The sequence below is a fragment of the Pseudomonas sp. H3_C08 genome, from assembly GCF_054669455.1.
In genome coordinates this window covers 1,421,327-1,435,063 of record NZ_CP162803.1, presented here as the reverse complement: position 1 = coordinate 1,435,063, position 13,737 = coordinate 1,421,327, and the positions used below count along the sequence as shown (strand labels likewise).

At 58.0% G+C, this 13,737-nt stretch carries 12 protein-coding genes and 1 pseudogene; 7 read left to right on the top strand and 6 right to left on the bottom strand.

Annotated features, from left to right (window positions below):
• Window positions 1-19: 19 nt before the first annotated feature.
• Genes AB4N74_RS06690 through AB4N74_RS06680 form a run of 3 tightly spaced genes read left to right on the top strand, consistent with a single transcriptional unit; the run spans window position 20 to window position 3,008 of the window.
• Entirely contained in the window at window positions 20-1,201 is a 1,182-nt protein-coding gene (locus AB4N74_RS06690; RefSeq protein WP_460098844.1) for an ABC transporter substrate-binding protein, read from the top strand.
• Window positions 1,198-2,259 carry a FecCD family ABC transporter permease gene (locus AB4N74_RS06685; RefSeq protein ID WP_093437627.1) on the top strand — a complete coding sequence of 354 codons (1,062 nt, stop codon included), beginning with the start codon at window positions 1,198-1,200 and terminating at the stop codon, window positions 2,257-2,259. The genes AB4N74_RS06690 and AB4N74_RS06685 overlap by 4 nt, the downstream gene beginning before the upstream one ends.
• Entirely contained in the window at window positions 2,253-3,008 is a 756-nt protein-coding gene (locus AB4N74_RS06680) for an ABC transporter ATP-binding protein (protein ID WP_093437622.1), read from the top strand. The genes AB4N74_RS06685 and AB4N74_RS06680 overlap by 7 nt, the downstream gene beginning before the upstream one ends.
• A 103-nt stretch (window positions 3,009-3,111) precedes the next feature.
• Here AB4N74_RS06680 and AB4N74_RS06675 read toward each other — a convergent pair whose 3' ends face one another.
• Window positions 3,112-4,110: a bile acid:sodium symporter family protein gene (locus tag AB4N74_RS06675; RefSeq protein ID WP_093437618.1), complete on the bottom strand. Its 999-nt coding sequence runs from the start codon at window positions 4,108-4,110 to the stop codon at window positions 3,112-3,114.
• A gap of 84 nt (window positions 4,111-4,194) precedes the next feature.
• Between AB4N74_RS06675 and AB4N74_RS06670 the strand changes: the two genes are divergently transcribed.
• The gene (locus AB4N74_RS06670) at window positions 4,195-4,983 is read left to right on the top strand and encodes an AraC family transcriptional regulator (RefSeq protein WP_099758770.1); all 789 of its coding nucleotides are present in this window, start codon (window positions 4,195-4,197) and stop codon (window positions 4,981-4,983) included.
• Here AB4N74_RS06670 and AB4N74_RS06665 read toward each other — a convergent pair whose 3' ends face one another.
• Window positions 4,984-5,928: a Dyp-type peroxidase gene (locus AB4N74_RS06665; protein ID WP_460098839.1), complete on the bottom strand. Its 945-nt coding sequence runs from the start codon at window positions 5,926-5,928 to the stop codon at window positions 4,984-4,986. It lies immediately after the preceding gene.
• 164 nt (window positions 5,929-6,092) lie between these two features.
• On the opposite strand from AB4N74_RS06665, the gene AB4N74_RS06660 reads away from it, so the two are divergent.
• Window positions 6,093-7,067, top strand: coding sequence for a TerC family protein (locus tag AB4N74_RS06660; protein ID WP_460098836.1), 975 nt, complete (start codon window positions 6,093-6,095; stop codon window positions 7,065-7,067).
• Between the two features lie 114 nt (window positions 7,068-7,181).
• On the opposite strand, the gene AB4N74_RS06655 is transcribed toward AB4N74_RS06660, so the two are convergent.
• Together AB4N74_RS06655 and AB4N74_RS06650 are read right to left on the bottom strand one after the other, a co-directional pair.
• Window positions 7,182-8,282: a polyamine ABC transporter substrate-binding protein gene (locus tag AB4N74_RS06655; protein ID WP_460098833.1), complete on the bottom strand. Its 1,101-nt coding sequence runs from the start codon at window positions 8,280-8,282 to the stop codon at window positions 7,182-7,184.
• A 249-nt stretch (window positions 8,283-8,531) separates the two neighbouring features.
• Window positions 8,532-9,938, bottom strand: a complete 1,407-nt coding sequence (locus AB4N74_RS06650) for a purine-cytosine permease family protein (protein ID WP_460098830.1) — start codon at window positions 9,936-9,938, stop codon at window positions 8,532-8,534.
• 324 nt (window positions 9,939-10,262) lie between these two features.
• On the opposite strand from AB4N74_RS06650, the gene AB4N74_RS06645 reads away from it, so the two are divergent.
• Window positions 10,263-10,748, top strand: a complete 486-nt coding sequence (locus AB4N74_RS06645; protein ID WP_016987069.1) for a flavin reductase family protein — start codon at window positions 10,263-10,265, stop codon at window positions 10,746-10,748.
• 152 nt (window positions 10,749-10,900) lie between these two features.
• The gene (locus AB4N74_RS06640) at window positions 10,901-11,944 is read left to right on the top strand and encodes an LLM class flavin-dependent oxidoreductase (protein ID WP_093437590.1); all 1,044 of its coding nucleotides are present in this window, start codon (window positions 10,901-10,903) and stop codon (window positions 11,942-11,944) included.
• Window positions 11,945-12,033: 89 nt separating this feature from the next.
• On the opposite strand, the gene AB4N74_RS06635 is transcribed toward AB4N74_RS06640, so the two are convergent.
• Both AB4N74_RS06635 and AB4N74_RS06630 read right to left on the bottom strand, forming a co-directional pair.
• Entirely contained in the window at window positions 12,034-12,429 is a 396-nt protein-coding gene (locus tag AB4N74_RS06635; RefSeq protein WP_150693585.1) for a DUF6911 family protein, read from the bottom strand.
• Window position 12,430: 1 nt separating this feature from the next.
• Window positions 12,431-12,742: pseudogene (locus AB4N74_RS06630) on the bottom strand (cytidine deaminase-like fold-containing protein); the annotation flags it as partial.
• Window positions 12,743-13,737: the final 995 nt, after the last annotated feature.

The window sequence follows — 13,737 nt, the reverse complement described above, 5'->3', positions numbered from 1 at the left end:
CTTTGCAAAGGCTTTGACCATGGTGATTTTCGATCGACGCAGCCTCGCGATGGCTGCGCTGTTACTGGCAGGACTGCTGAGCCTGTCTGCGCTGGCGCCGCGCAATGCAAACGCCAGCGAAGCGGATACGGCGCGCACCGAAGTGACCGATCTGCTCGGGCGCAAGGTCAAGGTGCATCTGCCGGTCAGACGGGTCATCCTCGGTGAAGGCCGGCAGTTGTATCTGCTCGCCGCACTGGACACACAAAACCCGATCGAACGCATCGTCGGCTGGCGCAAGGACCTGGTCCAGTCCGACCCGGACACCTACAATGCCTACCTGCGACAATTCCCCGGCATTGCCAAAATCCCCACCTTCGGCGGCTTTGAAGACGGCACCTTTGATATCGAACAGGCGATCTCGCAGCGCCCGGACGTGATCATCCTCAATATAGAAGCGCAGCACGCCACCGAAGATGCGCGCTATATCGAGAAGCTCGACGCTTTGGGCATCCCGGTGGTGTACGTCGATTTTCGCAACAACCCGATGCAGAACACCGAACCGACCATGCGCCTGTTCGGCAAACTGTTCGGTAAAGAGCAACGCGCCGAAGCCTTCATTGATTTTCGCAACCAGCAGATTCACCGCGTCACCGACGTCATCGAGAAACAGCACCCAACGCGTCCAAGCGTGTTCATCGAGCGCATCGGCGGCTACACCGACGATTGCTGCCTGAGTTTCGGCAACGAGAACTTTGGTCTGTTTGTCGACATGGCCGGCGGCAACAATATCGCCCGGGGGATTATCCCGACCACGTTTGGCCAGTTGAATCCCGAGCAGGTCATCGTCGCCAATCCGGCGCACGTGGTGGTCACCACGGCCAACTGGGAAGCCTTTGCACCCGGTGGCCATTGGGTCGGTGTCGGGCCCGGCGCCGACATGAACCAGGCGCGGAAAAAACTCGCGTGGTATACGCAGCGTCCGGCCTACGCCGGGATCAAGGCTCAGGAGACACAAGCCTTCCACGCCATCTGGCATCAGTTCTACAACAGCCCTTACCAGTTCGTGGCCATTCAGCAGTTGGCCAAATGGTTTCACCCGGAGCTGTTTGCCGATCTCGACCCGGACGCCTCCTTCCGCGAACTGCACGAGCGTTTTCTGCCCGTGCCGTATGAGTCGGGCTACTTCGTCAGCCTGCGCAATCCTGAGGTCAAACCATGAGTTCATTGACCGACACCGTCGAGGTGCAGCGCGAAACCTATCGGCGACTGGTGTTGCGTAAACGCCTGATCCTCGCCGGGCTGGTGATTCTGCTGTTGTGCAGCGTGCTGCTCGACCTTGCTTTGGGGCCAGCGAGTTACAGCTTCAGCGAAGTGCTCGGCGCATTGTTTTCACCGGACAGCGCGTCTCCACAAGTGCGCGTGGTGATGTGGGACATTCGTCTGCCAGTGGCGTTGATGGCAGTGGCCGTTGGCGCGGCGTTATCGCTGGCCGGCGCGCAGATGCAGACCATCCTCAATAACCCGTTGGCCAGTCCGTTCACCTTGGGCATTTCCGCTGCCGCCAGTTTCGGCGCGGCGCTGGGCCTGGCGTTCGGTGTGGCGTTGTTCCCGCTGGCCGCGCAATTCATGGTGCCGCTCAACGCCTTCATCATGGCCATGCTCTCGGCGCTGTTGATTCACTTTCTGAGCATGCGTCGTGGCGTCACTGCCGAAACCATCGTGCTGCTCGGCATCGCGCTGGTGTTCACTTTCAATGCGCTGCTGGCGCTGGTGCAGTTCTTCGCCACCGAGCAAGCCGTCGCCGCCGTGGTGTTCTGGACCATGGGCAGCCTGACCAAAGCTACTTGGCCGAAACTCGGGGTGATCTGCCTGGTGATCCTGATCACCCTGCCGATCTTCGCCAAACGCGCCTGGGCCCTGACCGCCCTGCGCCTGGGCGACGACAAGGCTGCCAGTTTCGGCATCAACGTGCGCAGCCTGCGCTTTCAGACGCTGATCATGGTCAGCCTGCTCGCCTCGTTTCCCGTGGCCTTCGTCGGCACCATCGGCTTCATCGGTCTGGTCGGGCCGCACATCGCGCGCATGCTGATCGGTGAAGATCAGCGCTTCTTTTTGCCGGCCTCCTTGCTCACCGGCTCGTTGATTCTCTCGGCCAGTTCGGTGGTCAGCAAGACCTTGATCCCCGGTGCGATTTTCCCTATCGGCGTGGTCACCTCGCTGATCGGCGTACCGTTCTTCATTTCACTGATTCTCGGCGGGAAGAAAAACTCATGGTGACGCTGCAACTGGACAATCTGGGCGCGCGCTACGGCCAGCGCGAGATCATTCGTAGTGTCTCGACGGCAACGTTTTCTGGCGGTCAGGTGGTTGCCGTGGTCGGGCCCAATGCGGCCGGTAAATCGACCCTGTTCAAACGCATGGCCGGGCTGATCGATGGCCCCGGGCAAGTGATTTTGCAGGACTCAAAAAAAGGCCCGAGCGGCATCAGCTACATGCCTCAAGGCCTGAACGCCAGTGCGCGTTTGACGGTGTACGAATCCGTGCTGCTGGCGCGCAAGCAACTGACCCCGGGCTGGGTGGTCCACGATGATGAGCTGAAACTGGTCGACGAGATTCTCGCCGCGCTGGGCATCACCGGGCTGTCGTTCCGTAACCTTGGTGAACTCAGCGGCGGTCAGCAGCAGTTGGTCTCCATCGCCCAGACGCTGGTGCGCGAACCGGAAATCCTGCTGATGGACGAACCGACCAGCGCCCTCGACATGCATCGACAAGTGCAAGTGCTGAATTTCATGCGCAACCTCGCGCGCAAACGCGAGGTGATTGTGTTCATTGCCATCCATGATCTGAATCAGGCGTTGCGCTTCGCCGATCAGGTGCTGGTGATTGCCGATGGCACCAGTCAGGGCAGCGGCCCGAGCAATGAGGTGATCACCGAGCAGATGCTGCGCGAGGTCTACAAGGTCGAAGCACGCATCGAGCAGTGCAGCAAAGGGCTATCGCATATCCTGATCGACGACATCGTCTGATCTCCCCGCCCCTGTAGGAGCTGCCGAAGGCTGCGATCTTTGTTTTTTAAAAGACAAGATCAAAAGATCGCAGCCTGCGGCAGCTCCTACACGGTGGGGTGTGTTATGGATCGACTTGTGCCATCAGCTCTGGCACCGATTCCGGGCGCTTGGCGTAGCGCTGAGCGAGCACCGCACAGACCATCAACTGGATCTGATGGAACAGCATCAACGGCAGGATCAACACGCCAATCGTGCTGCCGGCAAACAACACCTGCGCCATCGGCACGCCGGTGGCCAGGCTCTTTTTCGAACCGCAGAACAGAATGGTGATGCGGTCTTCCTGGCTGAAGCCAAACGCCTTGCCCAACAGCGTCGACGCCAACAGCACCAGCGCCAGCAGAATGCAGCAGACCACCACCAGCCCCAGCAGCTCGATGAGCGGAATCTGATGCCAGATGCCTTCGTTGACCGCCTCGCTGAATGCGCCGTAGACGACCAGCAAAATCGAACCCTGATCAACAAACTTCAGCCAGTTCTTGTTGCGTCCGACCCACGCACCGATCCAGCGACGGGCGATCTGCCCGGCAATGAACGGTAGCAACAATTGCACGCTGATTTTCAGGATCGCATCCAGCGTCGAACCGCCATCACCGTGTACGTCGAGCAGCAGCGTCACCAACAGCGGAGTGAGGAAAATCCCGAACAGACTCGACGCCGCCGCGCTGCAAATCGCCGCCGGAATATTCCCCCGCGCCAGCGAGGTGAAGGCGATCGCCGACTGCACCGTGGCCGGCAATGCGCACAGGTAAAGCATGCCCATGTACAGCTTGTCGCCGATCAGCGGTGACAGCAGCGGTTTCAGCGCCAGGCCCAGTAGCGGGAAAAGGACAAACGTCAGGCCAAACACCAGCAAATGCAGGCGCCAGTGGCCGGCGCCAGCAATGATCGATTCGCGCGAGAGCTTGGCGCCATGCAGGAAAAACAGCAGCGCGATGGCGAGGTTGGTCAGCCAGCCGAAGCCGACGGCGACCTGGCCGCTGGCCGGCAGGAAGCTGGCCAGCAACACGACGCCGATCAGCGTCAGGGTGAAGTTGTCAGGCAAAAAGCGGGGGCGAGTCATGGTCGGTTCATCCGGGGGTTGCCAGTGCGTGCCGACGACTCTAACGTGACTGCCAATTACCGACTAACGCCGAAGGGTCACAAGATGCCGCCTAAAGGACATGAGAAAAGCGTCCGTCGCAGCATTCCCGGGCTGCCCAGCCTGCCGCGCCCGCTCTACGGCCGCACCGAATCACTGCCCAATCGCGCCCTGACCCGGCGGCATAGTCACCCGTGGGTGCAGCTGTCCTACGCGATTCAGGGCGTACTGGAAATCCAGACCAGCGCCGGCCGCTTTGTCGCTCCGCCGGAGCGCGCCGTGTGGATCCCGGCGGGCGTGCCGCATCGGGTGTTCAGCTCGCCGCACACGGAAATGCGCAGTCTCTACATCGATTGCAGCGTCGCCGGATGGGCGCTTGAGCGCTGCCATGTGCTCGGTGTCAGCGACCTGCTCCGGGAACTGATTCGCGCGTTCAGTGAGGTTCCGGTGGAATACGAGCAAAGCGGCCCGCACGGACGTCTGGCCCAGGTCATCCTCGATCAATTGGCCGAGGCGCCGCAGATCGATCTGATGCTGCCGTTGCCACAAGACGCCCGCTTGAAGCAGATCTACCAGAGCCTTGAGCAACACCCGGAACAGCAGACCACACTGAGCCACTGGAGCGAGAAGTTCGGCGTCACCGAAAAGACCCTAACCCGCCTGTTTCAACGTGACACCGGCCTGACCTTCCGCGCCTGGCGCCAGCGTTTGCGCCTGCTCGGTGCACTGACACCGCTGGAAAAAGGCGAACGCGTCACCGACGTTGCGCTGGCCTGTGGTTACGACTCGACCTCGGCGTTTATCGCCGCGTTTCGCCAACAGTTTGGCGAAACGCCGGGGGAGTTTTTTCGCTGATCAGCGATCCGCCAGTGCTTCCAGCAAGTCCGCTGACGGCACGAAATACAGGCTGCCAGTGACGGCGGTGCTGAAATCCAGCAACTTGTCGTAATTACCCGGTGGCTTGCCGACAAACATGTTTTCCAGCATCTGCTCGATCGGCTCGGGCGAGCGCGCGTAACCGATGAAGAAAGTGCCGAACTCCCCTGCCCCCGGCCGACCGAACGGCATGTTGTCACGGAGAATTTTCACTTCCTCGCCGGCTGCGTTGGTGATGGTGGTCAGCGCGCTGTGCGAGTTGCTCGGTTTGACCGCGTCATCCAGTTCGATATCGGAGAGCTTGGTGCGACCGATAACGCGCTCCTGTGCTTCAACACTCAGGCCGTTCCACGCGGTCATGTTGTGCTGGTATTTCTGCACCAGCACGTAGCTGCCGCCGCTGAACTCGGGGTCTTCGTCACCGACGATGGTGAAGTTGACCGCTTTGCGCCCGACCGGGTTTTCCGTGCCGTCGACAAAACCGATGATGCTGCGCATGTCGAAATAGCGAAAACCTTGCACTTCGTCGACCACCGTCACCGCATTACCGAGAACCGCCATGATCTGCGTGGCCAGTTCAAAACACAGGTCCATTTGATCGGCGCGAATGTGTAGCAGCAGATCGCCCGGGGTTGCCGGAGCGTGCCGCCCTTCCTCGCCAAACTCGCGAAAATCGTGCAGCGACGCCGGGCGCGGATGGCCAAACAGGCGATCCCAGGCGTTCGAGGAAAAGCCGCAGATGCAGGTCAGATTGCCGGTCGGTACGCGCTTGCCAACCGAACGCACCAGCCCGGCGACATCGCCGCACCAGTCTTTGACGGTTTGCGCGGTTTCAGGCCCGGCATTCAGCGTCGCGACGATGAATATTGCGCTGCTGGTGATCGGACTGCACACCGCTTGAGGTTCGAGAATGTCGGTATTCATCGCTGAAAACATTGCTCCGTAAAAATTGCCCGAGCTGTTAACGAGGGCAGATAGTTCGTTTTTAACGAACTGTTGCGCAGAAATAAACGATTTTTCTTTGTCGCAAACTCGTCGCTAGCATGGCCTCGTCTGACGCCAATCCAAGAATAGACAGGGAGCGTGACATGCCAGCCACCAACATCAATATCGGCGAACCGTGGATGTGGGCCGCCTTCATCGTCTTCGTGCTTGCCATGCTGGCATTGGACCTGTTTGTCTTCGGTGGGCGCAAGGCGCATCGGGTGTCGGTTCGCGAAGCCTTGTCCTGGGTCATCGCCTGGTGCTTGCTGGCACTGAGTTTCGCGGCGCTGCTCTGGTGGTATCTGCACGGCGCGTTCGGCGCTGACATTGCCCGGCAGAAAACCCTCGAATTCCTTACCGGGTATCTGATCGAGCAATCGCTGTCGATCGACAACATGTTCGTCTTCGTGATGATCTTCAGCTACTTCGCCGTACCGCCGGAGTTACAGCGGCGGGTGCTGCTGTACGGCGTGCTCGGGGCGATCGTGATGCGCGCGGTGATGATTTTCGCCGGCGTGTGGCTGGTGTCGCAGTTCGAGTGGCTGCTGTACGCGTTCGGCGTGTTCCTGATCATCACCGGGATCAAGATGCTGGTGTTTGCCGACCACCAGCCGGACCTGGACAAGAATCCGTTGCTGCGCTGGGTGCGCGGGCATATGCGCATCACCAGCGGGTTTCATGGCGAACGGTTTTTTGTGCTGCAAAACGGCGTGCGCTGGGCCACGCCGATGTTTCTGGTGCTGGTGCTGATCGAGGCCAGTGACTTGATGTTCGCGGTCGACAGCATTCCGGCGATCTTCGCCGTGACCACTGACCCGTTCATTGTCTTCACTTCGAATATCTTCGCGATCATGGGCCTGCGTGCGCTGTATTTTCTGCTGGCAGATATGGCGGACCGCTTTCATCTGCTCAAGTATGGGTTGGCGATTGTGCTGGTGTTTATCGGCGGCAAGATGGTGTTGATGCCGTGGTTGCACATGCCGGTGGAGTGGTCGCTGGCGGTGGTGGGTGGGGTCATCCTGAGTTCGGTTTTGCTGAGCCTGGTGATGACCAAAGATGCCGAACGCCGCACTGAATGACACACCACAAAACCTTGTAGGAGTGAGCCTGCTCGCGATAGCGGTCTGCCAGTCAACACCGCGTTGCCCGACAGACCGCTATCGCGAGCAGGCTCACTCCTACAGGGGATCGTGTTACTTATCGGACTTGATGTTGGTCCACACCCGCGTACGCACGCGCTCGAGCTTCTGCGGCAACGGCTGCACGACGTAGAGGTTTTCCAGTGCTTCCGGGGTCGGTGTAAGGTTCGGGTTACCGGTGATTTCCTTGTTGATCAGCGGCATCGAATCCTTGTTCGCATTCGGGTAGCCGAGGAAGTCGCTGATCGGTGCGATCACTTTCGGATCGAGCAGGTTGTTGAGGAATTCATGCGCTTCGGCGACGTTCTTCGCGCTCTTCGGAATCGCGAAGGTGTCGAACCAGATCGGCGCGCCTTCCTTGGGCAGACGCCAGTCGACCACTACGCCGTTTTTCGCCTCTTTGGCGCGGTTGCCGAACTGATAGAAGCTGCCGGAGTAACCGATCGCCACGCAGATGTCGCCGTTGGCGATGTCGGTCATGTATTTGGCCGAGTTGAAGTACGTCACGTATGGACGAACCTTGAGCATCAACTCCTTGGCTTTTTCATAGTCGGCGGGGTTCTGGCTGTTCGGGTCGAGGCCCAGGTAATGCAGGGCCAACGGCAGGATTTCTGTCGGCGAATCAAGCATCGCTACACCGCAGGATTTGAGTTTTTCCATGTTCTCCGGTTTGAACACCAGATCCCAGCTGTCCACCGGCGCGTTGTCGCCCAATGCAGCCTTGACCTTGGACGGGTTGAAGCCAATCAGCACAGTGCCGACCATGTAAGGCACGCCGTACTGGTTGCCCGGATCGTTCTTGCCCAGCAGTTTCAACAGTTCCGGATCCTGATGGCTCCAGTTCGGCAGTTTCGATTTATCCAGTTTCTGAAATACGCCAGCCTTGATCTGCGTTTCGAGGAACTGGTTCGACGGCACCACCAGGTCGTAACCGGAGTTGCCGGTCAGCAGCTTGGCTTCGAGGGATTCGTTAGTGTCGAAGGTGTCCCAGGTCACTTTGATGCCGCTTTTTGCAGCGAAATCCTTGGGCACGGACGGCAGGATGTAGTCCGCCCAGTTGTACACGCGCAGTTCGCGTTGCTCAGCCTGGACAGCGCCGGCCAGCAGCGTCAGCCCACACATAGTGGCACCCAGAATGCGTTTCATCGTGACCATGGTTGTTCCCCAAAAGGCAGCGTGAGTTCGATGGTTTTTATGTTCTGTACACGGCAGCGGCTGTAAAGGTAGCCAAGGGTAAAAAGGGTCGAGCGTCTTGTTGTGGTTTTGATTCTTGCTGACAGCGTAGCTGGAGCACAGTGGGGGATGGGCCAAAAGGGGATCGATGTGGCCAATTTGATTGACCGCCGGGATGCGGAAACAACAATGCCCGGCACTTGGCCGGGCATTGTCGAGTAACGGATCAGCTCAGTCGGTGTAACCCAATCTCGCCGCCCTGCTCTGCTGAGTCTGGCCGCGTGTGGCCAGGCAGTAATACAACGGCACGGTGACCACCAGGCCCACCAGCCAGGACAAGTCCGCGCCCTCGACCAGATTGGCGTACGGCCCGACGTATAGCGAGGTGTTGGCGAACGGCAACTGCACAATAATGCCGATGAAGTAAGCAATGATCGCGTGCAGATTAAAGCGCCCGTAAACCCCGCCATCAGCGCTGAAGATCGAGGTGATGTCGTAGCAGCCGCGCTTGATCAGGTAGAAGTCGATCAGGTTGATCGACGCCCACGGCACCAGCACCAGCAGCAGCGCCAGAATCAAACCGATGAACTCGGAAATGAAATCCGCCGACGCACCCAGTGCTACCACGCAGCAACCCGCGAGCACCACGCTCGACAACACCACACGCACCTTGATGCTCGGCGTCCATTGGCTGGCGAAGGTCTGGATCGAGGTGATGATCGACAACACCGCGCCATACAGATTCAGCGCGTTGTGGCTGATGATATTCAGCAAAAACAACACCATCAGAATCGGCCCGAGCCACCCGGTCGATTGCTTGACCGCGACCATCGCTTCGGTACCTTCCGGGGTCGCCAGCACCGCAACGGCGCCAAAGCTGAACGATAGAATCGTCCCCAGCGTCGCGCCCAGATAAGTCGCCCAGAACGGCTTGGCTATGCCGATATCCGCCGGCAAGTATCGCGAGTAATCGGACACGTACGGCGAGAAACTGATCTGCCAGATGATCCCCAGCGACACCGTCGCCAGCCAGCCGGACAGGTTGAAACTGCCGCGAGTGAGAAAATCCGCCGGCAAGTCATGGGCAAAGATATAGATGAACCCAGCGAGCAACGCGCTGCCCATCACCCAGGTGCCGATGCGGTTCAGCGTGTGAATGAAGTTGTAGCCGATCACGCCAATCGCCGTGGCCGCCAGTGCGCCGATCAGAATGCTCAATGGCGCCGTCACAGACGGCGCAATGCCGACGATGGATTTACCGGCCAGCACGATGTTGGAAATGAAGAAACCGATGTAGATCAGCGCCGCGAAGAACACGATCAGCAGCGCGCCGTAACGCCCGAACTGGCCGCGACTCTGGACCATTTGCGGAATACCCATGCGCGGGCCTTGCGCCGAGGCCAGCGCGATCACCACGCCGCCGATCATGTGCCCCAGCGCAATCGCCAGCAGCCCCCAGAGCAAATCGAGATGGAACACCTGAACCACCATGGCGCCGGTGACGATGGGCAGTGGCGCAATGTTGGTGCTGAACCAAAGAGTGAATAGGTCGCGGGCCTTCCCGTGGCGTTCCGCGAGTGGGACGTAGTCGACCGTATGGTTCTCGATCAACGGATCTTGCCGGGACATCTGGGACATATGCATGAACTCGAGTTTGTCTGTTCTTATCGTTGTATGAAGCCAAACCGGGGGGACTCTCTGGCCGCCCCTCAGATGCAGACCATATTATGGTATTCCAAACAATTCACAAGACTGATCCGTAGTTTACGACGCCAGCTGATACGCCATCCTCGCTGAAACCGTGGCCTGCAGACCAGCCGAAAGCCCCGTAAATACTGAGTTTCCGACGAACGCGGCACGTTTATCGGTTCAGCTTAAAAGGCCTTGCAAAGATCGAATACTGGTATACCATCAGACCAACAAACACATAAAAATAGCAGCACCACACCCGAGGACCGACCAATGATCGATGCCGCCATCTACAAACAAGTCATGGGTTCGTTCCCGTCCGGCGTAACCGTTATCACCACGCTGGACGATGACGGCCAGATCGTCGGCCTGACGGCCAGTGCGTTCAGCTCGCTGTCGATGGACCCGGCGCTGGTGCTGTTCTGCCCCAACTACAGTTCTGATTCCTACCCGGTGCTGATCAAGAACAAGCGCTTTGCCATTCACGTTCTGTCCGGCGGCCAGCAAAGCGAGGCCTACGCCTTCGCCCGCAAAGGCAAAGACAAGGCGCAGGGCATCGAGTGGACCTTGAGCGAACTGGGTAACCCGATCCTCGCCAACGCGACAGCTATCATCGAGTGTGAACTGTGGCGCGAATACGAAGGCGGCGACCACGCCATCATGGTCGGCGCGGTGAAGAACCTGATCGTCCCCGAGCAAATCGCCGGACCGCTGGTGTACTGCCACGGCAAGATGGGCGCCCTGCCCGTCCTGGCCTGATCGTCAGCCCCGCACAAATCAACTGTAGGAGTGAGCCTGCTCGCGATAGCGATTTATCCGATGTCGATATGTTTTCTGACACACCGCCATCGCAAGCAGGCTCACTCCTACAAGTTTTGTAGCCTCAACAACAAAAGATCCGAGGAAGCGTCATGAAATTTTCCCTGTTCATCCACATGGAACGCTGGGACGAAAGCGTCAGCCACCGCCAACTGTTCGAAGACCTCACCGAACTGACCCTGATGGCCGAAGCCGGCGGTTTCAGCACCGTGTGGATCGGCGAACACCACGCCATGGAATACACCATTTCGCCGAGTCCGATGCCACTGCTCGCCTACCTCGCCGCCAAAACCACCACCATCCACCTCGGCGCCGGCACCATCATCGCGCCGTTCTGGCACCCACTGCGGGTTGCCGGTGAATGCGCGTTGCTCGACGTGATCAGCAATGGCCGCATGGAAGTCGGCCTGGCCCGTGGCGCCTATCAGGTTGAATTCGATCGCATGGCCGGCGGCATGCCAGCCTCCAGCGGTGGCCAGGCATTGCGCGAAATGGTCCCGGTGGTCCGCGCCCTGTGGCAAGGCGACTACGCTCACGACGGCGATATCTGGAAATTCCCCACCTCCACCAGCGTGCCGAAGCCAATCCAGAAGCCGAACCCACCGATGTGGATCGCCGCCCGCGACCCGGATTCGCACAACTTCGCTGTGGCCAACGGCTGCAACGTGATGGTCACGCCGCTGATGAAAGGCGACGAAGAAGTCCTCGACCTGAAGAACAAATTCCAGACTGCGCTGGACAACAACCCCGACGTGCCACGCCCGCAACTGATGGTGCTGCGTCACACTCACGTACACACCGCTGATAATCCGGATGGCTGGAAAGTCGGGGCGAAAGCGATCTCACGTTTCTATCGCACGTTCGATGCGTGGTTTGGCAACAAGGAAACGCCGGTCAACGGTTTCCTCGCGCCGAGCCCGGAAGAGAAGTTTGCCGGGCGTCCGGAGTTTGAGCTGGAGAGTTTGCACAAGACGGCGATGATTGGTACGCCGGAAGAGATCATTCCACGGATCAAGTACTACCAGGAATTGGGGGTGGATGAGTTCAGTTTCTGGTGTGACAACAGCTTGCCGCATGAGGAGAAGAAGAAATCGTTGGAGCTGTTTATCAAGCATGTGGTGCCGGCATTTCGGTGAGCGTCCGAAATTTAGTGTTCGATAAATGAAAAACGCCCCGGGTGATTTGGGGCGTTTTTTGTTTTGGCCGGAGTCGCTCGAGTTAAACGTCAGTTCATGAGCGCTGGCGACACTCCGCCACTGTCGAAGAGCTGCTTGAATATCTCCACGACAATCTCAAAATTTGAGCAGATGGCTGAACCAGCAACGGCGTCGCCTTGGATATGCATGATTCCGCCACGATTTTTATCGCCGCAAAATACTTTGACATCGTAGTCATCGCCATCATCAACGCCGAGAGTCAGTGCGTACTTGCCTGTCTCTGCAACAACCTGCAATGTCAAGAGTTCGAAGCCTGCTAATTCTTCAATATCCAGGGTTACACTCCCCAAATTTCGGCAGGACTCTTCAAGGTGCGCAACGACATCATTCCAAGATGGATCTCTTTGCGTGCCACCTTCACAGGTTCTGCCAAAACCGACCGTCCAAGAGAGAGAGCGCTTCATATTATTTCACCTCTTTTACTGATTTCATTCCAGGGCGCCAATAAAGCGTTTTACCTGTCGCAAGCTCTTTGATGGTAAGAAAGGACAGACCAGACTCGTTAGCCATTGCAGCAATGTCTCCACGGCAGAACCCGCATACTGCCTTTCCAGATATCCTGAGTTCCATGCTCGCCCCGACCGTTTTTCCTGCAGTGAACGCCTGCTGGATCACGCCAATTTCTGCATGTGCATCAGCCATATTGCCATTTGGGAGAACTTTCTTTTTGGACGTCGCTTTGGTCGTGACTCGATTAGAAATTAGCGTAGGTTCATTGGCATTTGCTAATAATGGTGGACGAGCAGTCTGATTTGTGAAAACGGCGACAGACCCGTTTTGGAGTGCCTTCTAAACGTGGTCTGCCCCCATTTACCCACGGCCATGACTTCATTGTCATCTACGGGGAATAGCATTACCGGGAAAGTCTGGCGAAAGCTGTGCGTGATGAAGTGAATCATCAGGCGCAGAGCTGTAACGGTCCTCCCGGATCGGCTTCGCATTACAACGACCCCGAACCACAGAGAGAAGAAAGCCGGTTAACCACCATGCTTGTTCTGTTGCCTGGCTTTCCATATCCCGTGGATCGTTTTGATTACCAGGTAAACCACTGCCGCCATCGCATAGGCTCCAGCACCTTTCAGTACACGCCATACGCTCTCATAACTGTACAACCAGACTCCGTCTTGCAGAAAAACGAAAATCGCACCGCACAACACGGAGATTAAACCCACTGCAACAAACAGCAGATAACAGAGGATGGAAACCAGAAGGAAGGTTCCCACTCCTATTTTTTTTGGCCTCACTTTTTACCCACCACATTTTGAATCCAGTCTGAAAGCGCTTCAGATCCATAAGATCCGCCCATGTTGCCCAAAACCTATGATGTGGATTCCGGCACAATGGGTTTCAACATATTCGAGATCACGGGTCCCCCATAGAAGCCGAGTGTGTGCCGGCAACTGATCCTACTACTGGAGAGATCGGATCCTCCCTCTTTATCACGCTACCTGTCAGAGAGCCGCCGCCCCCTGCAGCCTGTGTCACCCAGAATCCTTTCCCCTGTGTCGCTGCCCCCACGACCGTCGCAATGAAGGAAAACGGGGACAGACCACGTTTTCACTAAATGGTCGACTTTTTCGGCCGTCCCAAGCGCCCTCGCTGTACGCGGTGACAGATCATTGTCTCGACATCAACAGCAAATTTTGAACCGCCAAAAACATTATATCCATTGGTCGCGTCGCGAATCTGGTCCACCAGACTCTAAGTCATTT